The sequence below is a fragment of the Micromonospora pattaloongensis genome, assembly GCF_900107255.1.
Taxonomy (GTDB): Bacteria; Actinomycetota; Actinomycetes; order Mycobacteriales; family Micromonosporaceae; genus Micromonospora_I; species Micromonospora_I pattaloongensis.
Genome location: NZ_FNPH01000001.1, coordinates 1,181,462 through 1,206,732 on the forward strand (window position 1 = coordinate 1,181,462; position 25,271 = coordinate 1,206,732).

The window sequence follows — 25,271 nt, forward strand, 5'->3', positions numbered from 1 at the left end:
CGTGACCATGCCGCCGGCGAATCCGAGGACGGCGGCGGCCAGCACTCCCGCGACCGCGAGATATAGCGGCATTGGTGGTCCCTCCCGTTCGACCCGGAGGAGCGACGGCGGCTCCGCCACCTTCGCCTGAAGCGATGCATGTGAATCATTCACAGTGTTGGGTGGCGACATGTATCCCGCAAGGCCATTCATGTCACGAACTTCAATGAAGTTTGATTGGCCTTGATCTATCGACCCGCCTCATCGAGACTTGCCGGATGGCACAGAAGCGGGAGCGGCGCACGCCGACCGTGCGCGCACGGCAACTGGGGATCGAGCTCAAGCGGCTGCGGATCGAGGCGAAGCTGACCGCGGATCAGGTCGCCGAGGAGCTCGGCTGCTCGCAGGGGAAGGTCTCACGGATCGAGCTGGCGCAGACCGGCATCAGCAAGGGGGACCTGTTCCTGATGCTCGCCTGCTACGGCATCACGGACGCGGAACGGCAGGAGCAGTTCTGGCGACTGGCCCGCGAGGCCCGCGGCCGCGGCTGGTGGGAGGACTATCGGGACATCATCACCGGTGGTCTGAGCGTCTACATCGCGTTCGAGGCGGAGGCGTCCGAGCTGCACTCCTGGTCCTGGGGGACGATCAACGGCCTGTTGCAGACCCGCGACTATGCCCGCGCCACGTTCATGGGCGAGCCGGCCGGCCGGGACCGGACGCCCGAGGAGATCGACAAGCTCGTTGAGGCGCGGATGGAGCGCCAGCAGCGCCTGATCGATGGGTCGCTCAAGCTGTGGGCGGTGCTGGACGAGTCGCTGCTGCACCGGCCGATCGGCGGGCCGGAGGTGCTGCGGGCGCAGCTCGACCACCTGCTGGTCCCGCGGAAGAACGTCACGATCCAGGTGTTGAAGCAGCAGACGGTCTGGCACGCCGGGCTGAACGGCGCGTTCACCGTTATGACCTTCCCGGCGCATCCGCCAGTGGTGTTCGTCGAGTCGCTCGCCGGCGACCTCGACGTGGAAGGGGAGGAGGACGTGCGGAGGTATACCCTTGCGTTCGACTACCTGCGCGCGGCAGCGGCGGGCGTCGAAGAATCCCGTGAGCTGATCGCGCGGGCGCGGGACATGACCTAGTAAGGACGGCGGCAGTGGACCTGCGAGGCGTCACGTGGCGCAAGAGCACCCGCTCGAGCGGCGGCGGAAACGGCGACTGCGTCGAGGTCGCCGCCGTCCACGACGTGATCGCCGTACGCGACTCCAAGCAGCCCGACGGCGCGGTCCTGATGTTCGACCCCGCCGGGTGGCGCACATTTATCGACGGTGCCAAACAAGGCGCCTTCGGGCCGTGCTAGGCGTCTCCGTGGCCTGCGATGTCGCGCTGCCGCCCCCGCCGGGACGCTGCATCGGCCAGACCACGTCTTCATCGAAACCTGGTCTTGACGGCCAGCCTGCGCTACACTTCACCCGAAAGCTCTGGGCGCCGCTCAACGATGCCACCGGAGTTCTGGCGATATCTTGGATGGCGCTCACCGTGTTGCGGTGGGCGTCATTCCTGTTTCAGCCCTCGCGCGTCAGATTGCTGCAACCAGAATCTTCTCGCCCGCGCTGCGAAGCCGTAACCTGTCGTCTGCGTGGGCCTGGGACCTCATGTCGGAAGCATGCTTTCCGCAGGTTCGGTCCTTCATGATGATGTGCGGGTGGGGGTGGGGTAGTTCGTGGTCGCGGAACCCACGCTACTGGAACAGCGGTTCTCCCTTGAGCGGCTGAGCAAGTACCGCGAGGCTGTCGGTGGCGACCTTCAGGACGCATTCGTGTTGTACGAGTGGAATGCGAAGATGGCGGCTACCTTCTGGACAACTCTTGGCCACGTCGAGGTACTGGTCCGCAATGCCATGCACCAGCGGCTGACCGAGTGGTCGACGGAAACGTACAGCGAGCCCAGGTGGTATCTCGATCCAGGCAACGTTTTCACGGTTAAGGGTCGCGAGACAATCGAGAACGCTCGGAAGACGGCAATAATGAAGAACCGCCGAGAGACTCCTGGCCGTGTCGTCGCGGAATTGACGTTCGGGTTCTGGCGGTTCCTCCTCATTTCCGCCTACGACCGATCCCTGTGGAAGCCGTGTCTACGGCACGTCTGGCCAGGTCAAAGCCTCCGCCAAGCCGTCAACGAACCCTTCGGTGAGCTTCTAGACCTACGCAACCGGATTGCTCACCACGAGCCGATCTACAACCGGCCCCTCCAGAACCTGCATGAGAAAGCGCTGACGCTCGCGGAGTGGACCTGCCCGGAGACCGCTGAGTGGATCCGGTCTCGCTGTGACGTGCTGTCGGTGCTCAAGACCCGACCGTGGACGCGCCCTGCTCCCGCGCGCGGGCAGCGGCCGCCTCATCAGCGCAATCGGCCCTATCGGGGTTGGTAGCGTAGTAGGCGGTTTTGTCAGCCGCGCCAACACAGCGCGTTCCGCCCGCGTTGAGCGTGGCCGGGCTCCCCACGAGGCCGTGGCGGGCGCTGGAGGGCGGTCGGGGAGAATGGCCGGGTGACGCAGACTGAACGCCCGCAGGTCCCGAACGTGCTCGCCGGCCGCTATGCCTCGACGGAGCTGCTCGCGCTCTGGTCGCCGGAGGAGAAGATCCGGATGGAGCGGCGGCTGTGGCTGGCCGTGCTGCGCGCGCAGCGCGACCTGGGCGTTCCGCTGCCGGACGGGGTGGTCGAGGCGTACGAGGCGGTGCTCGACCGGGTCGACGTCGACTCGATCGCCGCGCGTGAGCGGATCACGCGGCACGACGTGAAGGCGCGGATCGAGGAGTTCAGCGCGCTCGCCGGGCACGAGCACGTGCACAAGGGCATGACCTCGCGCGACCTGACGGAAAACGTGGAACAGCTGCAGATCCGGGCGTCGCTGGAACTCATCCGGGATCGGGTCGTGGCGACGCTGGCCCGGCTGGGCCGGCTCGCCGTCGAGCACGCCGAGCTGGTGATGACCGGGCGGTCGCACAACGTGGCGGCGCAGGCGACGACGCTGGGCAAGCGGTTCGCGTCCGCGGCGGAGGAGATGCTGATTGCGTACGAGCGGCTCGACGATCTGATCGACCGCTACCCGCTGCGCGGCATCAAGGGCCCGGTCGGCACCGCCGCCGACCAGCTCGACCTCTTCGACGGCGACGCGGAGCGCGCCGCGGAGCTGGAGCGGCGGGTCGCCGGGCACCTCGGGTTCCGCCGCGTGCTCGACAGCGTCGGGCAGGTCTACCCGCGCTCGCTCGACTTCGACGTGCTCTCGGCGCTCGCCCAGACCGCGGCGGCGCCCTCGTCGCTGGCCACCACGATCCGGCTCATGGTCGGTCAGGAGCTGGCCACCGAGGGCTTCAAGCCGGGTCAGGTCGGCTCCAGCGCGATGCCGCACAAGATGAACACCCGCTCGTCGGAGCGGGTCAACGGGCTGGCCGTGGTCATCCGGGGCTACCTGTCGATGGTCGGGGAGCTCGCCGGCGACCAGTGGAACGAGGGCGACGTCTCCTGCTCGGTGGTGCGCCGGGTCGCGTTGCCGGACGCGTTCTTCGCCGCCGACGGGCTCTTCCAGACCTTCCTGACCGTCCTCGACGAATTCGGCGCCTACCCGGCGGTGATCGGTCGCGAACTCGACCGCTACCTACCCTTCCTCGCCACCACGAAGATCCTGGTCGCCGCGGTGCGCCGCGGCGTCGGCCGGGAGGTCGCGCACGAGGTGATCAAGGAGCACGCGGTCGCGGTGGCGCTGGCGATGCGGGAGAAGGGCGCGGCCGACAACGACCTGTTCGACCGGCTCGCGGCCGACGGGCGGCTGGGGCTGGCCCGGGCGGAGATCGACGAGCTGGTCGCGGACCGTGCCGCGTTCGTCGGTGCCGCGCCGGCCCAGGTGCGGGCCGTCGCGGACCGGATCGCCGCGGTGGTCGCCGCGCACCCGGAGGCCGCCCGGTACGCCCCGGCGCCGATCCTGTAGCCCCGGTCAGCTCCCCCCGGAGGTCGAACCCGCTGCCGCGTTCGTACCCTGCTCACTGCCGGTCTTCTGGTTGCCCTGCGGCGGCTGCGGGTGCGACTTCTCCGGCTTGTCCGGTTCGGGCCGGATCTGGAGGACAACCGCGGCGGTGCCGTACGCGCAGAGCTCGATGTGGGTGGGGCCCACCTCGCGGCAGTCGAACCGCATCCCGAGGACGGCGTTGGCCCCTTTCTTCTGGGCCGCCTGGCCCAGCTTCGTGATCGCGTCCATCCGGTACTTGGTGAGGTTGTCCGCGCCCTGCGGGTCCGACTTGCCGCCCCGTAGGCTCTTCACGCCTTCCTTGAAGGGGTTGATGGAGCGGACGGCCGAGACGACCACCTCGCCGAGCACCGCGCGTATCTCGAATCCGGGCAGATCATTCGTCGTCACAACCAGCACGGCCTGATGCTAGGTGCGCGGCGATCACGGCAGTTGCGGAGAGTAACCGGCCGGCCGCGATGTGCAAAACAGTGCGGCGCGGACTCCCCGGCGGATCGGGAGTCCGCGCCGCAGCAGCGCAGAGTCGGGACGTTCGGCGTCAGACGCCCGAGACCGAACGGATCCAGGAGCGGTTGTACGCGACGCTGCCGTAGTTCTGGATGCTCTGGCCGTCGGCGGTGGAGGCGACGCCCACCTGGGCCCCGTTGTAGAACTGCGGACCACCCGAGTCGCCGCGCCAGGCGTTGCCGTTCACCCGCGTGCTGCGGATCGCCCGGCCGCCGTACGCGTCGGTGACGTTGGTGCTCGTCACCTGGACCGTGGCGGTCTTGAGCACCGTCGACGCCGAGCAGCCGCTGTAGCACGTCATGCCCCAGCCGTAGATGCTGTTGTTCGAGCCGACCGGCGGGTAGCTGCTGGAGAGCGTCACGTACGACGTGTTGATCGCGGTGCTGAGCTGCAGCAGCGCCAGGTCGGACTGGCTGTAGGTAGCGGTCACGCCGCTGGTGACGCCGCCGGAGGTGCGGTTGACGGAGCCGACCCGCACCGACATGGTCCCGCCGAGGCAGTGCCGGGCGGTGAGCACCCAGCGCGACGCGATGATCGTGCCGGAGCAGGTGAACGAGCCGTTGCTGAGAACGGCCGCCGCCCAGGGCGCCGACGAGACCGTGCCGCCGCCGATGATGGGTTGCGGCGCGGCGACCGCCGCGCCCGGCGCGGTGAGCGCGCCGACCAGTGCCGTGGCGGCGACCGCCAGGGTCAGGCGAAGACGCATGGAGGGCTCCTTCCGAGGGGTTGCCCGGGCGTGCCGGGTCGGTGAGCCACCGCGAGCCGGGGGGTCGGCCGGCGGAGTGTTACATCCGACGTTCGAATGTGAACTTCGGCTGTTTGACGTCAGACGCTAGGACGTTCGGTGGTCATCCACAAGAATCAAATCGAGGTCATACGATGGGCTGATGCTTCCGCCCGATCATCCGTCGACGTGGATCGATTGATCACCGATCGGGTCGATAAGTCGGGGCCGGGCCGGCGCTCCACACCACTTCCACACGGCGTCCACCAGCCGCTACCGCCGGCGGCCCCCGCGTCGACGCGTGTATCTACCGGGTAGGCTGGGCGCGCTCGCCCCTTTGGGTCGGCACCCAACTGCGTACACAGTCAGGAGTGCCCCGTGGCTCGCGTCGTCGTCGACGTCATGCTCAAGCCGGAGATTCTCGATCCTCAGGGCCAGGCGGTCGCCAACGCGCTGCCGCGGCTCGGAGTGGACGACGTCGCATCGGTGCGCATCGGCCGCCGTATCGAGATCGACTTTGTTGGTGAGCCCGACCTCGACCGGGCTCGTGAGATCGCCGACAAGCTGCTCGCCAACCCCGTGATCGAGGACTTCTCGATCCGCGTGGTCGACGCCGAGCCCGACGCCGTGGACAGCCGGTCGTGACCGCCCGGGTGGGCGTGGTCACGTTCCCCGGTTCGCTCGACGACGGGGACGCCGCCCGCGCCGTACGCCTGGCCGGCGGCGAGGCCGTGCGGCTGTGGCACAACGACCCGGACCTGCGGGGCGTCGACGCGGTGGTGCTGCCCGGCGGCTTCTCGTACGGCGACTACCTGCGCTGCGGCGCGATCGCACGGTTCGCGCCGGCGATGGAGTCCATCGTCGCCGCGGCCCGGGACGGCCTGCCGGTGCTCGGCATCTGCAACGGGTTCCAGATCCTCTGCGAGGCGCACCTGCTGCCCGGCGCCCTGACCCGCAACCAGCACCTGCACTTCCGCAACCGCGACCAGCTGCTGCGCATCGAGTCGGTCGACACCGCCTTCACCAACAGCTTCACCAGCGGCCAGGAGGTGCTCATCCCGGTCAAGAACGGTGAGGGCTGCTACGTGGCCGACGAGCGCACGCTCGACGAGCTGGAGGCGACCGGCCGGGTCGTGGCGCGGTACGTCGGCGGCAACCCGAACGGTTCGCAGCGGGACATCGCCGCGATCACCAACGAGGCGGGCAACGTGGTGGGCATCATGCCGCACCCGGAGCACGCCGTGGAGGCCCTCACCGGCCCGTCCCTCGACGGGCTCGGCTTCTTCACCTCGATCCTCAAGCACCTCGCGGGAGCGCCGGCATGACCACTCAGCCCGACATCGCGTCGAGCGAGGCGACCGACGTGACCAACCCGGCCGCGCCGGACGCGGGCGCGCCGGACGGCGCCGCGGCGGCCGCCGAGCCCGCGCCCGCCGACGGTCTCGCCGTCGACGCGTACCCGGCCGGACCCGACACCGTCGAACGGGCCACCGCCACCCCGGCCGAGCTGCAGCCCTACCCGGAGCTCGGGCTGCGCGACGACGAGTACGAGCGGATCCGGCAGGTCCTCGGGCGGCGCCCGACGCAGTCCGAGCTGGCGATGTACTCGATCATGTGGAGCGAGCACTGCTCCTACAAGTCGAGCAAGGTGCACCTGCGGCAGTTCGGTGAGAAGGCACCGCCCAGCGACCGGATGCTCGCCGGGATCGGCGAGAACGCCGGCGTGATCCAGGTCTCCGACACCCTCGCCGTGACCTTCAAGGTCGAGTCGCACAACCACCCGAGCTTCGTCGAGCCGTACCAGGGCGCGGCGACCGGTGTCGGCGGCATCGTCCGGGACATCCTCGCGATGGGCGCCCGCCCGGTCGCGGTGATGGACGCGCTGCGGTTCGGCGCCGCCGACCACTCCGACACCGCGCGGGTGCTGCCCGGCGTGGTCGCCGGCGTCGGCGGGTACGGCAACTGCCTCGGGCTGCCCAACATCGGCGGCGAGGTCGTCTTCGACCCCTGCTACCAGGGCAACCCGCTGGTCAACGCGCTCTCCATCGGCGTGCTGCCGGTCGACCGGCTCCAGAACAAGGCCGCCGCCGGCGCGGGCAACGTCGTCGTGCTGATGGGCGCGAAGACCGGCCGCGACGGCATCGGCGGGGTGTCGGTGCTGGCCAGCGCGACCTTCGACGACGGCAGTGAGCAGCGCCGGCCCTCGGTGCAGGTCGGTGACCCGTTCACCGAGAAGCTGCTGATCGAGTCGTCTCTGGAGCTGTACGACGCCGGTCTGGTCGTCGGCATCCAGGACCTCGGCGGTGCCGGTCTCACCTGCGCGCTGACCGAGACCGCCGCCGCGGCCGGCACCGGCATGCAGGTCTGGCTGGAACGCGTCCCGCTGCGCGAGCCCTCCATGGAGCCGCACGAGATCCTCGCCAGTGAGTCCCAGGAGCGGATGCTGCTGATCGTCGAGCCGGAGAAGCTCGACGCGGTGCTGGCGACCGCGGAGAAATGGGGCGTGCTGGCGACCCCGATCGGCGAGGTGACCCCGGCCGGGGCCGACGGCGAGCCGGGGCGGCTGGTCATCACGTGGCGGGGCCACACGGTGGTGGACGTGCCGCCGGGATCGCTCGCCGACGACGGGCCCGTCTACGCGCGCCCGATGCGCGAGCCGGCGGACCTGATCCTGCTGCAGGCGGACCGGGCCGAGACGCTGCCCCGTCCGGCGACCCCGGAGGAGCTGCGGGAGACGCTGCTGCGGATGGTCGCCTCGCCGAACCTCTGCGACAAGACGTGGGTGACCGAGCAGTACGACCGCTACGTGCTCGGCAACACCGTCCTGGCGCAGCCCGAGGATGCCGGCGTCATCCGCATCGACGAGGAGAGCGGCCTCGGCGTCGCGCTCTCGCTCGACGGCAACGGCCGGTACGCGCGGCTCGACCCGTACAACGGGGCCCGGCTGGCGCTCGCCGAGTCGTACCGGAACGTCGCGGTGACTGGCGCGCAGCCGGTGGCCGTCACGAACTGCCTCAACTTCGGCTCCCCCGAGGACCCGGCGGTGATGTGGCAGTTCGCGGAGGCCGTCCGCGGCCTGGCCGACGGCTGCGCGGAGCTTGGCATCCCGGTCACCGGTGGCAACGTCAGCTTCTACAACCAGACCGGGGCGGCGGCGATCCATCCGACGCCGGTCGTCGGCGTGCTGGGGATCGTCGACGACGTGGCGCGGCGGGTGCCGATCGGTTTCCCGACCCCGACCACTCAGGACGGGGATCTGATCTTCCTGCTCGGGGAGACCCGGCTTGAGCTCTCGGGCTCCGAGTGGGCGTGGGTGACGCATGAGCACCTCGGCGGGGTGCCGCCCCGCGTCGACCTGGTCCGCGAGCAGGTGCTCGCCCGGGTGATCGCCGATGCGGCCCGCGCCGGGCACGTCAGCGCCGCCCACGACCTCTCCGACGGTGGTCTCGCCCAGACGCTGGTCGAGTCGTGCCTGCGCCGCGGCGTCGGCGCGCAGATCACCGTGCCGGAGGAGTTCGCGACCGGCTCGATGCCGTTCGTCTACCTCTTCAGCGAGTCGGCCGGCCGCGCGATCGTGGTCGTGCCGCGCGACCGGGAGGACGCGTTCGGCGAGATCTGCGCGCAGCACGAGCTCCCCGCCACGCTGATCGGCGTCACCGACGCCATCAGCGGCGCTCTTGAGGTCCGTGACCAGTTCACGATCGGCCTCGACGAGCTCCGCACGGCGTTCACGGCGACCCTGCCGCGGCTCTTCGGGCCCGCGGTGAACGATCCCGCCGAGGACGCCGGGGCGTCGGCGCGGGCCGGCGTGCCGGTCGCGGCGTCGGCGAGCGCGCAGACCGCGCCGCCGGAGGCGCCGCCGAGCGACGGGGGTGCGGCGGAGACGCCCGGAGCGCCGGCCGCCGACAACGGCTGACGGGTGCCGGAGCCCGTCCACACGCAGCCGGGCACGGGCGCGCGGTTCGACTGGGGGCTCGCGGGCGCGGCCGAGTTCGGCCGCGTCTGCGCCGCCCTGGTCGTCGTCGACGTGCTCTCCTTCACCACCGCCGTCGTCGTGGCGGTCGGCCGGGGAACGCGGGTGCACCCGTTCCCCTGGGGCGTTCAGGCCGCCGAGTACGCGCGCCGGATCGGTGCGGTCGCCGGGGTCGCCCGTGGCGCCGTCACGCCGCACCGACCGTGGTCGGTGTCGCCCGCCGCGCTGCGGGACGCCCCGGTCGTGCCCGACCTGGTGCTGCCCTCACCGAACGGCTCGGCGATCTGCGCCGCCGCCAGCGCCACCGGCCTGCCCGTGCTCGCCGGGTGCCTGCGGAACGCACCCGCCGTCGCGCGCTGGCTCATCGACCACGGGTACGGCACCGCCGACGCCCCGATCGGCGTGATCGCGGCCGGTGAGCGCTGGCCGGACGGCGGGCTGCGCCCCGGTGTCGAGGATCTGCTCGGCGCCGCCGCCATCCTGGACGGTCTCGCCACGGTCCCCGGTGGGCTGTCCGTGGAGGCGGCCGTCGCGCTCGCGGCCCTGGCCAGCGTCCCCGACGTGCCGGCTGCCGTCCGCGGCTGCGTATCCGGCCGCGAGCTCATCGGACGCGGCTTCGCCGAGGACGTCGCGATCGCCGCCGAGCCGGGAGTCTCCGATGTGGTCCCGGTGCTACGCAACGGCGTCTTCACCGCAAAGTGATCAGGGGCCCCGGCCGGGGTGGGAACCCCGGCCGAGACCCCTGACGGAAGGCCTCGTCAGTCGTCGAGCCAGTCCAGCGACCGCCGCTCCGACCGGCCCGGCTGCGGCGGTCCGCCGTGTCGGGGCTGACCGCCGGCCGGCGGCTGGTCATCGTAGTAGCCGCCCTGGTCGTAGCCGCGCTCGCCGTAGCCACCGCGCTGGTCCGGGCCGCCGCGCTGCTCCGGGCCGCCGTAACCGCCGCGCTGGTCGGCGCCGGGGTAGCCACCGCGCTGGTCCGGCCCGGCCGGACCGCCGTAGCCGCCCCGCTGGTCGTACCCGCCGCCGCGCTGGTCGTAGCCGCCGGGAGCCCCGCCGTAGCCGGCGCCCGGGTCGTACCCGCTGCCCGCGCTCGGCGTCTCGTACCCGCCGCCGCGCTGGTCGTACCCGCCCGCGGGCTGGTCGTACCCGCCCGCGGGCTGGTCGTAGCCGCCGGCGGGCGCGTCGTAGCCGCCACCCTGGCCGTAGCCCGGCTCCGGGCTGTAACCGCCGCGACCCGGCTCGTTGTCCCGCTCATACGGCGCCGCCGGGCGGGCGTACGGGTCGGCGCCGCCGTCGTAGCGGCCCGTCGGCTCGTCGTAGCGTTCGCCGTAGCCGCCCTGTTGCCCGTAACCCGGGGCCGGCTGGCCGGCGGGACCCGCGTAGTCGTGCCCGCCGTAGCCCTCGGCGCCCGGGCCGCGACCCGGCGCGCCGTAGCCGCCGGGCGAGGGGCCGTTGCCGTAGCCGGGAGCGGCCGGGCCGCCGGGGGCGCCGTAGCCGCCGCCGGACGCCGGGGCGTTGGGGGCGCCGTAACCGCCGCCGGACGACGGGGCGTTGGGGGCGCCGTAGCCGGGTCCCTGCGGCGCGCCGTAGCCGCCGGGCGGGCCGGCCGGCCCGGCGCCGTAGCCGCCGCCGGAAGAGGGGGCGTTGCCGTATCCGCCCGGACCGCCACCGTAGACACTCGTCGCGTCGCCCGCGCCGTAGCCGGCCTGGGTCGGGGCCCCACCGCCGTACACGCTGGTCGCCTCGGCCGCGCCGTAGCCGGGCTGGGTGGGCGCGCCGCCGCCGTACCCACCGCCGTACGACGGTCCCTGCGGGCCGCCCGGCTGCGCCGGCGGCAGCGGTGCCCCGTACGGGTCGGGGTACTCGTCGTCGATCGGCGGCATGGTGTGCAGCATGGTCGGCGCGTCGGCGAGCGAGCCGCCGGTGACCATCGTGGCGTCCGCGCCGCCGCCGGCCGGGCCACCGATCCGGGTCGCATCGTTGCCGCCGCGGTAGCCGCCCGCCGCCGCCCCGGCCCCGGTACGTCCGGCCGGCGCGTCCTCGTCGTTCTCCGCGTCGTCCTCGTTCTCCTTGCGCCGGACGAGCAGCAGCACGATCGCGCCCACGCCGAGCGCGAGCAGCAGAACGCCGCCAATGATCAGCAGCCACGAGCTGAAACCGCTGCTGTCCGAGGCTTCGGTGGTGGCGGGGTCGGCCGCGGCCGGAGCCTCGCTCTCGTCGGTGGCCGGCTCCTCGTTGGCGGCGTCGGCGGTCGGCGACGGCGTCGCGGACGGCGTCGGAGCGGCCTCGGTCTTCAGCGCCAGCGTCGGGCCGGTCACCGACTGCCCGGCGGCCGCGTTGAAGGTCTTGGGCTCGCTCTGCTTGTACTTGTCGGCCTGCGCCGCGACGATGATCTCGCCGGGGGAGATCGGGTTGGAATCGGACGACGTGAAGCGGTAGTTGCCGCTGTCGTTCGTGTTGGTGGTGTAGCGGTGGCCCTTGGAGTCGCTCATCGCCACCGTCGCGCCCGGGATCGCCTCCCCGGTGTCGATGTCGGTGACCTTCCCCGACACCGACCTGACCGTCGCGGCCTGCTGCGATTTGACGGTCACATTTTGCTGCGCCGATCCGGTGTCGCTCCCCGCCTGCGCCTGAATCTGAAGCTGGCCCGACTTGCTCTGCCCGGCGGCAACGTTCCCTGCGCGCAGCGTCGCTTCGAAGGTCGCCGACTCGCCGCGCCTGATCGTTTCAGTGGCGGAGCAACCGCTCTGGCAGGAGAGCTCCGGGAAGGACGACCTCACGTTGATCGTGAATTGGTCATCCTCGGGCCCGGCGATCCCGCCGGCATTGTTGTTCTTCACCCGGAACTTGAGCGTGACGGTCTGGCCTGGCGATAGAGTCGTCGCGAGGCTGGTGATCTGCACCGTCGGCGCTTCTGCGAGGGCGGGGTTTGCGGGGGCGGCGACCAGGGCACTGCATGCCAGCGCCACGACCACACCGGCCCGCGTCAACCAGGCTCGTCGGTGTGTTGTCACGTCCACCGCCTTCCGGTCTGAAATCTTCCCCGACCGATGTCTTCGGGCAGGGGCCACCCGTGACGAGTACACCGTCGGCAACTATGCCTTGTCTGACCGGATCGGCGCGACCCAGGCCCGGCATGAAGCAGCGCGACGGTGAGTCGTATCGTCCCGTCGTGTCCTCTGCGCACAATAAGTCCTCCGCGGTCGCCGCGGTCGAAGCGGCGCTCGACGCGGGCGTGCATCCGGGCCGGGAGGAGCTGCGTGACGCGGTCCGCGCGCTCCTGTCCGAGCTGGTCAGACGCGCTCCCGGCCGAACGGTGGAGGTGCGGGTCCCCCCTTATGGCGCAGTTCAGTGCGGGGCCGGTCCGCGGCATACCCGGGGGACTCCGCCGAACGTGGTCGAGACCGATCCGGTGACCTGGGTGCTGCTGGCGACGGGTCGGCTGTCGTGGCCCGATGCGCTCGCCGACGGGCGGGTGCGGGCGAGCGGGCACCGGGCCGACATATCGGCTTACATCCCGTTCTAGTTCCCCAGCAAGATTGGCGACTATCACTGAGAGCGCTCAAAAAGCTGCTCTCTGTTATCCGCGGAGGCTCGCGTACACTGTTCCGCGACGGACCTGGCAGCGACCGCGCACCGGCGCGGTGACCAGCGCAGCAGATCAGTACGAGGGAGCGACAGGTGCCCCGAGGCGACGGCCGGTTGAGTCACGAGCTCGACCCGCAACGGCCCGGCCCACAGGACGCCTGCGGCGTCTTCGCTGTGTGGGCGCCGGGGGAAGAAGTTGCCAAACTCAGCTACTTCGGCCTCTACGCGCTGCAGCACCGCGGCCAGGAGGCGGCGGGCATCGCCGTCAGCGACGGCTCCGGCGTCGTGGTCTACAAGGACCTCGGGCTGGTCGCCCAGGTCTTCGACGAGCCGACTCTGGCCAGCCTGCGCGGGCACCTCGCGATCGGGCACACGCGCTACTCCACGACCGGTGGATCGACCTGGGAGAACGCCCAGCCCACCATCCGGGCCACCGTGACCGGCACCACGATCGCGCTGGCGCACAACGGCAACCTGGTCAACACCGCGGAGCTGGCCCGCGAGGTGAGCGCGCGGGGCATGGGCGTGGACGGGTCAACCTCGGACACCGCGCTGGTGACCGCGCTGCTGGCCAGCCGCCCCGACCTCTCCGTCGAGGCGGCCGCCCTCGAGGTGCTGCCGACGCTGCGCGGCGCGTTCAGCTTCGTGTTCATGGACGAGACCACGCTGTACGCCGCCCGTGACCCGCACGGTGTGCGCCCGCTGGTGCTCGGTCGGCTGGAGCGCGGCTGGGTGGTCGCGAGCGAGACCGCCGCCCTCGACATCGTCGGGGCGAGCGTGGTGCGCGAGGTCGAGCCGGGCGAGCTGATCGCGATCGACGAGCACGGGCTGCGTTCCGCCCGCTTCGCGGCGCCCGAGCCGAAGGGCTGCCTCTTCGAGTACGTCTACATCGCGCGCCCGGACACCACGATCGCCGGACGGAACGTGCACGCCGCGCGCGTGCAGATCGGCCGCAAGCTCGCCGAGGAGCACCCGGTCGAGGCCGACCTGGTGATCCCGGTGCCGGAGTCGGGCACGCCCGCGGCGATCGGCTACGCGGAGGCGTCGGGGATCACCTACGGCGCGGGCCTGGTGAAGAACGCGTACGTGGGGCGGACCTTCATCCAGCCCTCGCAGACGCTGCGGCAGCTCGGCATCCGCCTCAAGCTCAACCCGCTGCGCGAGAACGTGCGCGGCAAGCGGATCGTGGTGGTCGACGACTCGATCGTGCGGGGCAACACGCAGCGCGCGATCGTGCGGATGCTGCGCGAGGCCGGCGCGTTGGAGGTGCATGTCCGGATCTCGTCGCCGCCGGTGAACTGGCCGTGCTTCTACGGCATCGACTTCGCGACTCGGGCGGAGTTGCTCGCCAACGGTCTGGACACCGACGGCATCCGGCGCTCGATCGGCGCCGACACGCTGGGCTATGTTTCGCTCACCGGTCTGATCGCGGCGACCGAGCAGCCGAAGACGCGCCTGTGTCGGGCGTGTTTCGATGGCGAATACCCGATCGAGTTGCCGGCCGGCAACCTGGTCGGCAAGCACGTGCTCGAGGGTGTGGGCCGCCGGGTCGCCGGCGGGGCCGGCGACGGGTCGGACACCGTCGAGCAGGAGAACCTGGCCGGGCCGGTGAGCCCGGCGCCGGCCGTCTCGCCGTACGTCGCCGTCGCCGGCGGCGCTGAGACGTCGCACCGCCCGTAGCAGTGCCCCGGACGCCGGTCCGGGGCAGTGAGCACATCGTCGAGCGATCCTCGACCCCTACCCGACGCGGCTGGCCGCGAGAAACACAAAGGGGAGAACCGTGACGCACGTGACCGAGCGCGGCAGCGCGGGAGTCGGACCGGATGGGGGCGCGGCCTCCGGCGCGGAGACCGGCACCCGTCAGCCGTGGGTTGCGGGAGCGACCCGTACGGGCCGCAGGCGGGCTTCGACGTACGCGGATGCGGGAGTCTCGATCGAGGCCGGGGACCGGGCGGTGGAGCTGCTCAAGTCGAAGGTGCGGCAGACCACGCGCCCGGAGGTGATGGGCGGTATCGGCGGGTTCGCCGGGCTGTTCCGGCTGGACATCCAGAAGTACCGCAACCCGATCCTGGCCTCGTCGACCGACGGTGTGGGCACGAAGCTGGTCATCGCCCAGCAGCTCGACATCCACGACACCATCGGCATCGACCTGGTCGCGATGGTCGTCGACGATCTGGTCGCGTGCGGCGCCGAGCCGCTCTTCCTGCTCGACTACATCGCCACCGGCGAGGTGGTGCCGGACAAGATCGCCGAGATCGGCGCGGGCATCGCCGACGGTTGCCGGTACGCCGGCTGCGCGCTGCTGGGCGGCGAGACGGCCGAGCACCCGGGCGTGCTGCGCCCGGACGAGTACGACGTGTCGGCCACCGGTGTGGGCGTCGTGGAGGAGAGCGAGATCCTCGGCCCGGAGCGGGTGGAGGTCGGCGACGTGGTGATCGCCATGCGCTCCTCCGGCCTGCACTCCAACGGCTACTCGCTCGTCCGTCACGTGCTGCTCGGCGCGGGGCGCATGCGGCTGGACACCGTCGTCGAGGACTTCGGCCGGCAGCGCACGCTGGGCGAGGAGTTGCTGACGCCGACCAAGATCTACGCGCAGGACTGCCTCAAGCTGATCGAGGAGTGCGAGGTGCGCGCGCTGGCCCACGTGACCGGGGGCGGCATTCCCGGCAACCTGGTGCGGGTGCTGCCGGAGCACGTCGACGCGGTCGTCAACCGCTCGACCTGGAAGCCTCAGCCGATCTTCGACCTCGTCCAGGCCAAGGGGCGGATTGAGGACCCGGAGATGGAGTCGACCTTCAACATGGGGATCGGCATGTTCGCGATCGTGTCCGCGGAGGACGCGGATCGCGCGCTCGCCTTCCTCGCGGGTCGCGGCGTCGAGGCGTGGCAGGCGGGCGAGATCATCGAGGGATCCGGGGCCGTGCAGATGATCGGGCAGCACACCCGCGGCTGACGACCCGGCCGTGTCACTGACTGCTGATCGTGCGCATACCTCATTGGGGCTTCACCCGGGCGGATCCCTCCGCCTAGCCTGAAGCGGCATCCGACAGCCCGAGGAGGGACGGTGACGCGCCAGCGCCAGGCGGTTCCCGGCATGCGCGGCATCGCTTCCGTGCCGACGTACGTCGTCATGCAGCCCACCTCGTTGTGCAATCTCGACTGCACCTACTGCTATCTGCCGTTCCGGTCCGAGGACCGGCGGATGCCGGTGACGGTGGCGACCGCGGTCGCCGGCGCGGTCAACGAGTGGGCACGGCACGGTCGGTTCTCGGTGGTCTGGCACGGCGGCGAGCCGTTGGCGGCCGGGCGCGAGCACTTTGCCGCCCTGCTCGCCCCCTTCGACGCGTCGGTGGAGCACCACGTCCAGACCAACGCCACGCTGCTCGACGACGCCTGGTGCGAGTTCCTGGCGGCGCACCGGATCCGGGTCAGCGTCAGCGTCGACGGGCCGCCGGAGCGCAACGGCGAGCGGGTCGGCCGGGGCGGCAGACCGGCGTACGACCGGATCGTGCGGGGAGTGGAAGCGCTGCGCCGCCACGGGATCGGGTTCTCCGCGCTCTGCGTGGTGAGCCGCCCGGAGCCGGGGCTGGCCACCGAGCTCTACGAGTACTTTCTCGCGCTCGGCTGTGACGTGCTCGGCATCAACATCGAGGAGATGGAGGGGGTGAACCGGCGCGGCAACGACCACCCCGCGGAGGCGGTGACCGCCTTCTGGAGCGAGCTCGTCGGGGCGTGGCGGCGGGATCCGCGGATCCACGTCCGCGAGGTGGAGTGGTCGTTGCGCTACGCGGCCGCCGTACTGGACGGCACCGCTGACCAGGTTCTGCCGGCCCAGCTCGACCCGATCCCGACCATCGCGTACGACGGGTCCGTGGTGCTGCTCTCACCGGAGCTGGCGGGCTTCTCCGATCCGCGGTACGCGGACTTCAGCAGCGGAAACGTCCTGGCGACGCCGTTGCCCGAACTCCTGTCGGCGCCGGAGCGGACGCCCTGGGTGGCGGAGTTCCTCACCGGGGTGGAGGCGTGCCGTACGCAGTGTCCGTACTTCGGGTTCTGTGGCGGCGCCCACGCCGCCAACCGTTACTTCGAGCACGGGCGTTTCGACGGTACGGAGACCAACCACTGCCGGAACAGCAAGATCCGCCTATTGGAGGGAGTGTTGGACCATGCCCGAGACCACCAGTCGCCGGCGCCCTGACCACGTCGAGGATCCCTGCCCCGACCCGGTCGCGGAGCGGGTGCGCGGTGCCCGGGCCGGGCTCACCGCGCTGCTCTCCGAGGCGGAAGCGGCCCGCCGGCGGCGCGCCGAAGTGGCCGCGGAGGATGGGGGCAGCGCCGTCTGCGCCTGGAACCACTTCGAGAACATCCCGACGTTCTACAACTGGAACAATCGGCCGCGGTGAACGCGGCCGGGGGTTCTCGGCGAGGAAGGGCGTGTCGGAATCGAGACCCCGACACGCCCTTGATCACAACAAGCAGTCCTGGTCCGCGAAGACCGGCACCGGACGGACATGCATGAGCACGCGGGCGTCACCGCGTGCTCTGATCTGACTATCGGTCAGCGAGTCGGAGTCGCCCAGTTGCCTGGGTCGTCCGCGTCGTCCTCGTCATCGTCGTCGACGAACTCTTTGTAGTCGTCGTCGAAGTCACGGTCCGACTTCCGACTGCCGGCCAGTTCTCGCTGCAGTGCAGTGAGGTCGGTGTTCGGGGAGTGGTACTTCAACTCCCGGGCCACCTTTGTCTGCTTGGCCTTAGCACGGCCGCGCCCCATGGCTCGACCCCCTCGCACAGAATTCGGGGCAGCCCGAAGGCGGGCCCCGATGACGTCAGGCATCTCTCGTGGCTCTTACGGTACATGGGGAGGACCCCGTTCGGCACCTCGGGTTACCCGCGTCGCTTCGGCGCGTCGCGCTCGCGCGCGACGTGCCGCAATTTGTGGATCGTAAGGAGTTGCACGCGGATTCGGTCATGACGACCACGGGTGGCGTTTCCGGCCCATCGTCCCCGCCGATCACGCGCCTATCCGGTGATCACGCACTTGTTCGACAGAATGCGATCTCGCGCCCTGTGACGTTGTGCGTGATCAACACGGATTCGGTGACCGGCGGGGAGCGGCGTGACGCGCGTCAGCCGAGATGGATGGTCCGGAGTCGGCCGACCTCGGCCATCCGGCGTTCCGCCAGCCGGTCGGCCGCGACGGCCGGCGGCACGCCCTCGGCGTCGGCCAGCCGCAGGATCTCGCGCGTGGTGTCGTAGATCCGCGTCGCCCGCAGCTTCGCCCGCTCGAAGTTGAAGCCCTCGATCTCGTCGGCGACCTGGATCACACCACCGGCGTTGACCACGTAGTCGGGCGCGTAGAGCACCCCGCGGTCGGCCAGCAGCTTCTCGATCCCGGGGTGGGCGAGCTGGTTGTTCGCCGCCCCGGCCACCACCTTGGCGCGCAGCGCCGGCACGGTGTCGTCGTCGAGCGCGCCGCCGAGCGCGCACGGCGCGTACACGTCGATGTCGGCGGCGACCAGCGCCGCGGCGTCCGCGACCAGGTCGACCTGCGGGTACGTCTGCCGCGCCCACTCCAGCGCCCGCTCGCTGACGTCCGTGGCCACGACCGACGCGCCGTCCTCGATCAGGTGGCCGACCAGGTACTTGCCCACCTTGCCGAGCCCGGCCACCCCGACCCGGCGCCCGGCCAGTGTCGGTGAGCCCCAGACGTGTTCCGCCGCGGCCCGCATCCCCTGGAAGACGCCCCACGCCGTGAGGATCGACGAATCGCCCGCGCCGCCGTGCTCGACGCTGCGGCCGGTGACGAATCGGGTCTCCCGCGCGATGATGTCCATGTCCGGCACGTAGGTGCCGACGTCGCAGGCGGTGTAGTACCGGCCACCGAGGGACTGGACGAACCGGCCGTACGCGCGCAGCAGCGCCTCGGTCTTGATCTGCTCCGGGTCGCCCCAGATCACCGCCTTGCCGCCGCCGAGGTCCAGCCCGGCCAGGGCGTTCTTGTACGCCATCCCGCGCGACAGCTCCAGCACGTCGTGCAGCGCGTCGGCCTCGGTGGCGTACGGGTAGAAGCGCGTGCCGCCGAGTGCGGGGCCGAGCGCGGTGGAGTAGATGCCGATGATCGCCTTCAGGCCGGTCTGCTTGTCCTGGCAGAAGACGACCTGCTCGTGTCCGGCCGATTCGGTGCCGTCTGTACTGACGAATACGCCCATGGCTGCTCCTGACGTCGGTGGGGCGCCCTTGTGGGGTGCGGGCCCGTGTGGTGGCCGGCGGGGTGGTGCCGGTCATGTTGAGCCTAATATCGGCCTGTACGCGTGCCCGCTTTGCGTTCCGGCGCCGCTCGGCCGCTCGCTCCAGGCGGCAGCGAAGGTCGTTTTCATGGGAGGATCGCGCCGTGCCGTCGCTCTTCGCTTCATATCTGCGCGTGTACGAGCCGTTGACCGCCTTCGACCGCGAGCGGCAAGTCTTCTGGCGCCGCTATGTGCAGGAGGGCCGGGCGGTCGCGCCGCCGGACGGCCCGGGCCGCCAGCGCACCGCGGTGATCGGGGCGCTCGGCGCGGGGTGGACGCGGCTGCCGGATCCGCCCGACGAGGCGTACGTCCTGGAGCACGACGACACGCTGCTGATCTGTCCGTGGAATCTGCGGGTGCGGGTGGCCGAGGCGGCGCTGAGCGCCCGCGACGGTGTTCCGTCGGTGCTGGCGGACGCGTTCGTGCCGCCGATCCTCGCCGGCCAGGCGAAGGCGGTGGTGGAGGACTGGCGCAGCGGGGCGCGGGTCCTGGAGCACGGGATGCCGCGGGTGCACGAGCAGATCGCGACCTGGGGCGTGCCGTTGCGCTGGTTCGTGTTCATCGAGGAGAGTGAGCGCGAGTTCAGCACGCGACCGGGGCAGCGGATGCTGCGCTACCGCACGGAGATCTCGAAGGCGCGGCGGCGGGCCTCGCGCGGGCTGGCGGTGCTGCGCAAGTCCGTCGGCGACGCGCCGATCACCGAGGCGGTGGAGGAGGGCGCGCGGTGGCTCGAGGAGTTCCATCCGCGGTCGGTGATCGAGCTCGACTACGGCGGGCTCGTCGACCTGCTGCCCGACGAGACGCTGGCGGCCGACGACTCGCCGGCGCTGGTCGCCTCGGGGCTCGCCGCGTTGTCCCGCGGGGACGCCGAGTCGGCGAGCGAGGCGTACGAGAAGCTCGTGGCGCGGTGGCGCGCGGTCCAGTTGCTCGAACGATGCAATTAGGGCAAAAACGGGACGAGTCTCGGCGAGTGGAAGCGCTCCCAACCTGAAGATCGCTCGTAATTACCGCGTCACGAAGCGTGATCAAGAGTCCAAATAAGGCGGTTTCTGGCATAAAAAAGCGTCATAAATCAGTCATTGCTCGTCCGTCTATCCAGGGACGTTCGGCCGTTCGGCCCATGTCGGACATCGGGGACTAGCCGGACCATGGGATACGCGTCGGTCGGCGGGACCCCGGCCGATGTCTACACCTGTGGAGGAGTGACCGATGGCATCGCGAACGCATGAACCTGAGCCGCTACTTACACCGGCCGAGGTCGCGTCGATGTTCCGAGTCGACCCGAAGACCGTGACGCGGTGGGCGAAGGCTGGCAAGCTCAGCGCAATCCGCACCCTGGGCGGACACCGTCGTTACCGCGAGTCGGAGGTTCGCGCCCTGCTGCAGGGCCAGATTCCTCAGCAGCGCCAGGGCGACTGAGAGAGCTTTCCGCCGGCCGAGCATCGGACAGGGGCGGGGGACGTGCGGGCGACCGCGCGACCCTCGCCCCTGTCCCTTTCCGCGCCCGGGTCATTCGTCGAGCACGATGCGGATGCCGACCGTCCCGTCGCTGCCGCGGCGCAGCCGGCTGCCCCAGAGCGTGAGCCGGCCGGCCACGCCGTACTTGCGCTTCAGCAGGTCCCGGAGATGCGCCGTGGCCTCCCCGTCGATGATCGAGGCGTGGCCCGGCACCGGATCCGCGTTCTGGTTGCCACGGAAGTCGCAGGGGGCGACCGTTACCGCGTCGATGTTGCGGATCCGTTTGACCTTGCCCGCGTCGGCGGCGGTCCAGACCCCGAGCGCGTTGCCGTCCCGCACCACCCACACCGGGGTGGCCACCGCCCGACCGTCCTTCCGAAACGTCGTGAGCAGCAGGTACTTCTCTTCACCGAGTCGGTCCAGCGCCGTCACACCAGTCAGGGTACGGCGACGGCCGCGCTGCCGAGGCCGGTGTGCGGCGGTAGCGTCGGTGCAATGGTGACCGAACCGCGCATCGGCGATGTCTTCGGCGAACTGCTGCGCGACGCTCTCGCGGTGGCGACCGGCGTCGGCCCGCGCCCGCTGGCCGGCGGACGACTGCCCCGGCCGGTCATCGAGATCATCGAACGCGACGACGGTCTGATCAACGGCGCGCCCGCCGCGCACTACCTGGACGGCCCCGAGTCGTGGCAGCCGTACGACCATCGCGCGGTCGACCGGGTGCGCGGCGAGGTGCTCGACATCGGCGCCGGGGCGGGGCGGATCGCGCTGCTGCTGCAGGAGCGGAGCGTCCCGGTGACCGGGCTGGACATCTCGCCCGGGGCGCTGGCGGTGGCGCGCCGTCGCGGCGTGCGCGACCTGGTCCGCGCCACCGTCGACGAGCACGCCGGGTCCGGCCGGCGCTACGACACGTTCCTGCTGCTCGGCAACAACCTCGGGCTGATCGAGGGGCGGCACCGGGCCGCGCAGTTCCTCGCCGCACTGGCCGCGATGGCCCGGCCCGGCGCGCAGGTGATCGCGCACGGCACCGACCCGTACGGCACGAGCGATCCCGTGCACACCTCCTACCACCAGCGCAACCGGGATCGTGGCCGGCTCGGCGGCCAGCTGCGGCTGCGGCTGCGCTACCGCGACCTGGCCACCGGCTGGTTCGACTATCTGGTGTGCTCGCCCGAGGAGCTGGCCGGGCTGGTGCACGGCACGCCGTGGCGGCTGGTCGACGTCGATCTCGCGGACGCGCCGTACTACCTGGCCACCCTGCGCCTCGCCGAGTGACGCGCCGGCTCCCGGCGCGCGTCAGGCCGGCGGGAGTCCGCCGTCGCCGTCGACCACCTGCTCCGGCGTGCCGTCCTCGTCCAGGTCCACCATCGTGATGTCGACGCTGCCGTCGCCGGTCGTGTCGAACTGGAAGACGTCCGGCTTGCCGTCGCCGTCAGTGTCCACCACCCACACGTCGGTCCTGCCGTCATTGTTGGCGTCCACCTTCAGCAGGTCGACGCGATCGTCCCCGCGGGTCTCGACGATCTCCTGCGGCTCGCTCATCGGTGTCCCTTCCGTCGCGGATCATCCGGGTCTCGACAGTAGGGCCCCGGCGCTCCGCCCGCGACCCGACTGCATAGGGTCGGGTCCATGAACGATCGTTTCGTGGTGGTAGGTGCCGGGACCATGGGGCTCGGCATCGCCTACGTGGCGGCCGGCGCCGGTTACGCCGTCGAGCTGGTCGAGATCGACCGCGGGCGGGCCGCCGCCGCCTTCGACACGCTGCACGGGCTCTGGGACCGTGCCGTGGCACGCGGGAAGCTCTCCACAACGGACGCCGACGCGAGCCGCGCCCGTCTGGTCGTCAAGAGCGACCTCGACGACGTCGCCGACGCCCCCGATGTGATCGTGGAGGCCGTTCCCGAACGCCTCGACCTCAAGCGCGCGGTCCTGGCCGCGGCCGAGCAGCGCCGCCCCGCGCTGCTCGCCACCAACACCTCCAGCATCCCGATCGGCGAGCTCGCCCGGGGCCTGCACCACCCGGAGCGCTTCCTCGGGCTGCACTTCTTCAACCCGGTCTGGGCGATGGCGCTGCTCGAGGTGGTGGTCGGGGCCGTCACCGCCGCCGAGACCACCGCGGCCGGCGTCGCGCTCGCGGCGCGGCTGGGCAAGGACCCCGTCGTCGTACGCGACATGCCCGGCTTCGCCACCTCACGGCTCGGCGTCACCCTCGGACTGGAGGCGATCCGGATGGTCGCCGACGGCGTCGCCAGCCCCGCCGACATCGACAAGGCGATGGTGCTCGGCTACCGGCATCCGGTGGGCCCGCTGGAGCTGACCGATCTCGTCGGGCTCGACGTGCGGCTGGACATCGCCCGGACGCTGCAGGCCGCGTACGGTGATCGCTTCGCGCCGCCGCCGCTGCTCGAGGAGATGGTCGCGGCCGGACGGCTCGGCAAGAAGTCCGGCGAGGGGTTCTACCGCTGGGAAGGGGGCGTCAAGCAGTGAGCCTGGAGATCGAGGAGCGCGCCGACCGCCTCGTCGTGACCCTCAACCGGCCCGACAAGCGCAACGCGATCGACGCCGGGATGGTCGACGCGCCGCACGACGTGTGCGCGCGGCTCGAACGCGAGCCGCGCCTGCTGCTGCTCACCGGCGGCGTGCAGGGCGTCTTCGCGGCCGGCGCCGACATCGCCCAGTTGCGTGACCGTGGCCGGCTCGACGCGCTCGCCGCGATCAACTCGGCGATCTTCGCCCGGATTCGCGCGCTGCCGCTGCCCACCGTGGCCGCGATCGACGGCCCGGCCCTCGGCGGCGGAGCCGAGCTGTCGTACGCATGTGATCTGCGGATCTGCACGGCGCGCGCGATCTTCGGACAGCCCGAGGTGCGGCTGGGCATCATCGCCGGCGCGGGGGCGACGCACCGCCTCCCGGCGTTGGTGGGGGAGGCGCGGGCCAAGGAGCTGCTCTTCACGGGACGTCGGGTCGACGCCGCCGAAGCGCTGCGGATCGGCCTGGTCAACCGGGTCGTGGAGGACCCCGCGGAGCTGCTCGGCGCCGCACACGGACTGCTGGACGAGATTTCGAAGGGCTCCTGCCTCGCGCTGCGGCTGACCAAGCTCGCCGTCGACGCCCCGCCCGCGGCCCATCCGCAGCTCGACCTCGTCAGCCAGGCCGTGCTCTTCGAGGACGAGGAGAAGCGGCAGCGGATGACCGATTTCCTCGACCGCAGGCGCGGCTGACCGCCACCGCCGGTCAGCCGCGCGGCGCGGGCGTCACGTCGCGGGCGGCCCGCGGTCAGTGCCGCAGGGTGACGCCCGCGGCGGCGAGCGCCTTGATGACCTGTGCCGACTCGCCGAAGCCGATCAGCACTACCGCGTCGGGCCGGAAATTCTTGAGCTCGGCGGCGCCGGCCGAGAAGTCCAGCGGCGTCGCCGGGCCGGCCGGCGGCTCGTAGCTCAGCAGTTTGAGCTGGTCGGCGGCGATCCCCGTCCGCTCCAGCTCCGTGCGCACGCTGCTCTGCAGGCCGTCGCCGTACGAGTCCTTGCGCGCCACGATCGCGACCCGCTGCGACCCGTCCCGGAGGATCACGTCGGCGAGCGCCCGCGCCTGGAGCAGGTCCGACGGGGCGGTCCGGAAGTAGAGTCCCTTGTCCTCGACCGTGCTGAGCCCCGCGTCGGTGTTGCACGGGGAGAAGAGCACGACACCGGCGGCGACGACATCGGGCAGCACGGCACGGGCGATGCCGGAGGCGCCCGGGCCGATGATCACGTGGACGCCCGCCGCGACGTGCTCGCGTACCGTCGCCTTCGCCACGTCGGGCCGGGTGCCGTCGTCGCCGTCGACCCACTGCACCTTCCGGCCCAGTACACCGCCCTCGGAGTTGATCTCTTTGATCGCGAGTGCGGCGCCGGCGGCCAGCGGCGGGTAGAGGATCGCCAGGTCGCCGGTCTTCGGCAGCAGCCCGCCGATGGTCAATGGCTGCTCGCTGCGGTTATTCGGGCGCTGCCGCTCGGCCGCGGGCGGCCGCTTCCGCGTGGTGTCCGCCTCGTTGCCCGCGCCGACGAACTCGGTCTTCCCGTCGTTGATCTGGTTGTTCGTGTCGAAGTGCAGGGTGGCGAAGGTGGCGGTCGAGGGTTCGCCCGCGTCCGTGAAGCCCCCACGCTTGAGCGACACGCCCCGGTACTCGATGTCAGCGCCCGACCGGGCCAGCCGCAGACAATCTCCGACCGTGTCGCACTGGGTGCCCGCGGTCGTCACGCCGTTGATCTGCTCGGCGATCCTCGCGGGCGTGACCTCCCCGGCGAGCTGCGCGGCGAGGGCGCTGATGACGACCGCGTCGTACGTCTCGGCGGCGTAGACGACGTCGCCGAGCTTCGGGGCGACGCTGCGCAGCCGGGTCTTGAAGTCCTCGGAGAGCGGGGTCAGCGGCGTCGTGCCCTTCATCCCCGCGAGCAGCCCGGCCTGGTCCGTGAACTCCGCGCCGAACGAATTGCCCATGTTCCCGTCGGTGCCGTAGAGCCGCACCGCGGGCGGCGCCACCGCGTTCCCCGGATCGTCCGACCCGCAGCCGGTGACGGCGACGGTGAACAGGAACGAGGCGCAGGCGGCCAGAGCGGCGTTGCGCGAGCCGCGTCGCATGAGCATGACGTGGGTCCTTCCCCGGAAGAGTCCGTGGCGGCACCCTAGCGCGCGGATCGATCGAGCAACATCCCAGGTCAGAGGGGGATTCGGTGGGTAGTTGGGCGGTGACGGCGC

General features: G+C 71.4%; 26 protein-coding genes. 18 read left to right on the forward strand and 8 right to left on the reverse strand.

The features are described 5' to 3' along the window. Positions 1-257 precede the first annotated feature (257 nt). From BLW47_RS05730 to purB, 4 genes are all read left to right on the forward strand, one after another. Positions 258-1,115, forward strand: a complete 858-nt coding sequence (locus BLW47_RS05730; RefSeq protein ID WP_245736380.1) for a helix-turn-helix domain-containing protein — start codon at positions 258-260, stop codon at positions 1,113-1,115. A gap of 14 nt (positions 1,116-1,129) precedes the next feature. Then, positions 1,130-1,333: a DUF397 domain-containing protein gene (locus BLW47_RS05735; RefSeq protein WP_091552147.1), complete on the forward strand. Its 204-nt coding sequence runs from the start codon at positions 1,130-1,132 to the stop codon at positions 1,331-1,333. A 363-nt stretch (positions 1,334-1,696) separates the two neighbouring features. Then, the gene (locus BLW47_RS05740; RefSeq protein ID WP_245736381.1) at positions 1,697-2,404 is read left to right on the forward strand and encodes an Abi family protein; all 708 of its coding nucleotides are present in this window, start codon (positions 1,697-1,699) and stop codon (positions 2,402-2,404) included. A gap of 117 nt (positions 2,405-2,521) precedes the next feature. Next, on the forward strand, positions 2,522-3,961 hold the full coding sequence (gene purB / locus BLW47_RS05745) for an adenylosuccinate lyase (RefSeq protein ID WP_091552150.1): 1,440 nt from the start codon (positions 2,522-2,524) through the stop codon (positions 3,959-3,961). Positions 3,962-3,967: 6 nt separating this feature from the next. Here the strand turns inward: purB and BLW47_RS05750 are convergent, their stop codons facing one another. Together BLW47_RS05750 and BLW47_RS05755 are read right to left on the reverse strand one after the other, a co-directional pair. Continuing rightward, positions 3,968-4,396 (reverse strand): YbjQ family protein, encoded by a 429-nt coding sequence (locus tag BLW47_RS05750; RefSeq protein WP_091552152.1) that lies wholly within the window; start codon positions 4,394-4,396, stop codon positions 3,968-3,970. 139 nt (positions 4,397-4,535) lie between these two features. Continuing rightward, the gene (locus BLW47_RS05755; protein WP_091552155.1) at positions 4,536-5,210 is read right to left on the reverse strand and encodes a S1 family peptidase; all 675 of its coding nucleotides are present in this window, start codon (positions 5,208-5,210) and stop codon (positions 4,536-4,538) included. A 396-nt stretch (positions 5,211-5,606) separates the two neighbouring features. On the opposite strand from BLW47_RS05755, the gene purS reads away from it, so the two are divergent. The 4 genes from purS to BLW47_RS05775 are packed head-to-tail and all read left to right on the forward strand — an operon-like array spanning position 5,607 to position 9,903. Further along, positions 5,607-5,873 carry a phosphoribosylformylglycinamidine synthase subunit PurS gene (gene purS, locus BLW47_RS05760; RefSeq protein ID WP_091552158.1) on the forward strand — a complete coding sequence of 89 codons (267 nt, stop codon included), beginning with the start codon at positions 5,607-5,609 and terminating at the stop codon, positions 5,871-5,873. Next, complete coding sequence (gene purQ / locus BLW47_RS05765; RefSeq protein WP_091552161.1) at positions 5,870-6,553, forward strand: phosphoribosylformylglycinamidine synthase subunit PurQ; 684 nt, start codon at positions 5,870-5,872, stop codon at positions 6,551-6,553. Before purS ends, purQ begins: the two co-directional genes overlap by 4 nt. Then, positions 6,550-9,144, forward strand: a complete 2,595-nt coding sequence (purL, locus tag BLW47_RS05770; protein WP_091552164.1) for a phosphoribosylformylglycinamidine synthase subunit PurL — start codon at positions 6,550-6,552, stop codon at positions 9,142-9,144. Before purQ ends, purL begins: the two co-directional genes overlap by 4 nt. A gap of 3 nt (positions 9,145-9,147) precedes the next feature. Continuing rightward, positions 9,148-9,903, forward strand: coding sequence for a 2-phosphosulfolactate phosphatase (locus BLW47_RS05775; protein ID WP_091552166.1), 756 nt, complete (start codon positions 9,148-9,150; stop codon positions 9,901-9,903). A gap of 56 nt (positions 9,904-9,959) precedes the next feature. Here BLW47_RS05775 and BLW47_RS05780 read toward each other — a convergent pair whose 3' ends face one another. Then, positions 9,960-12,215: a carboxypeptidase-like regulatory domain-containing protein gene (locus BLW47_RS05780; RefSeq protein ID WP_091552666.1), complete on the reverse strand. Its 2,256-nt coding sequence runs from the start codon at positions 12,213-12,215 to the stop codon at positions 9,960-9,962. 158 nt (positions 12,216-12,373) lie between these two features. Here BLW47_RS05780 and BLW47_RS05785 point away from each other — a divergent pair, with 158 nt between their 5' ends. The 5 genes from BLW47_RS05785 (at position 12,374) to amcA (ending at position 17,192) form a co-directional block, all read left to right on the forward strand. Next, positions 12,374-12,727 carry a sterol carrier family protein gene (locus BLW47_RS05785; protein WP_091552668.1) on the forward strand — a complete coding sequence of 118 codons (354 nt, stop codon included), beginning with the start codon at positions 12,374-12,376 and terminating at the stop codon, positions 12,725-12,727. 155 nt (positions 12,728-12,882) lie between these two features. Further along, entirely contained in the window at positions 12,883-14,469 is a 1,587-nt protein-coding gene (purF, locus tag BLW47_RS05790; protein ID WP_091552169.1) for an amidophosphoribosyltransferase, read from the forward strand. A gap of 100 nt (positions 14,470-14,569) precedes the next feature. Further along, a complete protein-coding gene (gene purM / locus BLW47_RS05795) occupies positions 14,570-15,742 on the forward strand; it encodes a phosphoribosylformylglycinamidine cyclo-ligase (protein ID WP_175543504.1) in 1,173 nt (390 codons plus the stop codon). A 141-nt stretch (positions 15,743-15,883) separates the two neighbouring features. Then, on the forward strand, positions 15,884-16,987 hold the full coding sequence (amcB, locus tag BLW47_RS05800) for a cyclophane-forming radical SAM peptide maturase AmcB (RefSeq protein ID WP_091552171.1): 1,104 nt from the start codon (positions 15,884-15,886) through the stop codon (positions 16,985-16,987). Beyond that, complete coding sequence (gene amcA / locus BLW47_RS05805) at positions 16,956-17,192, forward strand: multiple cyclophane-containing RiPP AmcA (protein WP_091552174.1); 237 nt, start codon at positions 16,956-16,958, stop codon at positions 17,190-17,192. The genes amcB and amcA overlap by 32 nt, the downstream gene beginning before the upstream one ends. A 155-nt stretch (positions 17,193-17,347) precedes the next feature. On the opposite strand, the gene BLW47_RS05810 is transcribed toward amcA, so the two are convergent. Both BLW47_RS05810 and BLW47_RS05815 read right to left on the reverse strand, forming a co-directional pair. After that, entirely contained in the window at positions 17,348-17,560 is a 213-nt protein-coding gene (locus tag BLW47_RS05810) for a DUF3073 domain-containing protein (RefSeq protein WP_091552177.1), read from the reverse strand. A 355-nt stretch (positions 17,561-17,915) separates the two neighbouring features. Continuing rightward, positions 17,916-18,998: a Glu/Leu/Phe/Val family dehydrogenase gene (locus BLW47_RS05815; protein WP_091552180.1), complete on the reverse strand. Its 1,083-nt coding sequence runs from the start codon at positions 18,996-18,998 to the stop codon at positions 17,916-17,918. A gap of 182 nt (positions 18,999-19,180) precedes the next feature. On the opposite strand from BLW47_RS05815, the gene BLW47_RS05820 reads away from it, so the two are divergent. Beyond that, on the forward strand, positions 19,181-20,020 hold the full coding sequence (locus BLW47_RS05820; protein WP_091552182.1) for a DUF8083 family protein: 840 nt from the start codon (positions 19,181-19,183) through the stop codon (positions 20,018-20,020). 265 nt (positions 20,021-20,285) lie between these two features. After that, the gene (locus tag BLW47_RS05825; RefSeq protein ID WP_007073996.1) at positions 20,286-20,495 is read left to right on the forward strand and encodes a BldC family transcriptional regulator; all 210 of its coding nucleotides are present in this window, start codon (positions 20,286-20,288) and stop codon (positions 20,493-20,495) included. Between the two features lie 90 nt (positions 20,496-20,585). Here the strand turns inward: BLW47_RS05825 and BLW47_RS05830 are convergent, their stop codons facing one another. After that, on the reverse strand, positions 20,586-20,966 hold the full coding sequence (locus tag BLW47_RS05830) for a PPOX class F420-dependent oxidoreductase (protein ID WP_091552184.1): 381 nt from the start codon (positions 20,964-20,966) through the stop codon (positions 20,586-20,588). Positions 20,967-21,029: 63 nt separating this feature from the next. On the opposite strand from BLW47_RS05830, the gene BLW47_RS05835 reads away from it, so the two are divergent. Beyond that, positions 21,030-21,809, forward strand: coding sequence for a class I SAM-dependent methyltransferase (locus tag BLW47_RS05835; RefSeq protein ID WP_091552187.1), 780 nt, complete (start codon positions 21,030-21,032; stop codon positions 21,807-21,809). Positions 21,810-21,830: 21 nt separating this feature from the next. Here BLW47_RS05835 and BLW47_RS05840 read toward each other — a convergent pair whose 3' ends face one another. After that, complete coding sequence (locus BLW47_RS05840) at positions 21,831-22,076, reverse strand: hypothetical protein (RefSeq protein ID WP_091552189.1); 246 nt, start codon at positions 22,074-22,076, stop codon at positions 21,831-21,833. Between the two features lie 87 nt (positions 22,077-22,163). Between BLW47_RS05840 and BLW47_RS05845 the strand changes: the two genes are divergently transcribed. Together BLW47_RS05845 and BLW47_RS05850 are read left to right on the forward strand one after the other, a co-directional pair. Next, entirely contained in the window at positions 22,164-23,021 is an 858-nt protein-coding gene (locus tag BLW47_RS05845; protein WP_091552192.1) for a 3-hydroxyacyl-CoA dehydrogenase family protein, read from the forward strand. Next, positions 23,018-23,755, forward strand: coding sequence for an enoyl-CoA hydratase/isomerase family protein (locus BLW47_RS05850; protein WP_245736385.1), 738 nt, complete (start codon positions 23,018-23,020; stop codon positions 23,753-23,755). The genes BLW47_RS05845 and BLW47_RS05850 overlap by 4 nt, the downstream gene beginning before the upstream one ends. Before the next feature lie 55 nt (positions 23,756-23,810). On the opposite strand, the gene BLW47_RS05855 is transcribed toward BLW47_RS05850, so the two are convergent. Continuing rightward, positions 23,811-25,160, reverse strand: coding sequence for an ABC transporter substrate-binding protein (locus BLW47_RS05855; RefSeq protein ID WP_091552198.1), 1,350 nt, complete (start codon positions 25,158-25,160; stop codon positions 23,811-23,813). Positions 25,161-25,271 lie beyond the last annotated feature (111 nt).

Coding starts and splice junctions, on each gene's coding strand:
- BLW47_RS05730 (WP_245736380.1), top strand. CDS start 258: ATGGCACAGAAGCGGGAGCGGCGCACGCCGACCGTGCGCGCACGGCAA.
- BLW47_RS05755 (WP_091552155.1), bottom strand. CDS start 5,210: ATGCGTCTTCGCCTGACCCTGGCGGTCGCCGCCACGGCACTGGTCGGC.
- purL (WP_091552164.1), top strand. CDS start 6,550: ATGACCACTCAGCCCGACATCGCGTCGAGCGAGGCGACCGACGTGACC.
- amcB (WP_091552171.1), top strand. CDS start 15,884: ATGCGCGGCATCGCTTCCGTGCCGACGTACGTCGTCATGCAGCCCACC.
- amcA (WP_091552174.1), top strand. CDS start 16,956: ATGCCCGAGACCACCAGTCGCCGGCGCCCTGACCACGTCGAGGATCCC.
- BLW47_RS05810 (WP_091552177.1), bottom strand. CDS start 17,560: ATGGGGCGCGGCCGTGCTAAGGCCAAGCAGACAAAGGTGGCCCGGGAG.
- BLW47_RS05815 (WP_091552180.1), bottom strand. CDS start 18,998: ATGGGCGTATTCGTCAGTACAGACGGCACCGAATCGGCCGGACACGAG.
- BLW47_RS05825 (WP_007073996.1), top strand. CDS start 20,286: ATGGCATCGCGAACGCATGAACCTGAGCCGCTACTTACACCGGCCGAG.
- BLW47_RS05835 (WP_091552187.1), top strand. CDS start 21,030: ATGGTGACCGAACCGCGCATCGGCGATGTCTTCGGCGAACTGCTGCGC.
- BLW47_RS05840 (WP_091552189.1), bottom strand. CDS start 22,076: ATGAGCGAGCCGCAGGAGATCGTCGAGACCCGCGGGGACGATCGCGTC.
- BLW47_RS05845 (WP_091552192.1), top strand. CDS start 22,164: ATGAACGATCGTTTCGTGGTGGTAGGTGCCGGGACCATGGGGCTCGGC.
- BLW47_RS05855 (WP_091552198.1), bottom strand. CDS start 25,160: ATGCTCATGCGACGCGGCTCGCGCAACGCCGCTCTGGCCGCCTGCGCC.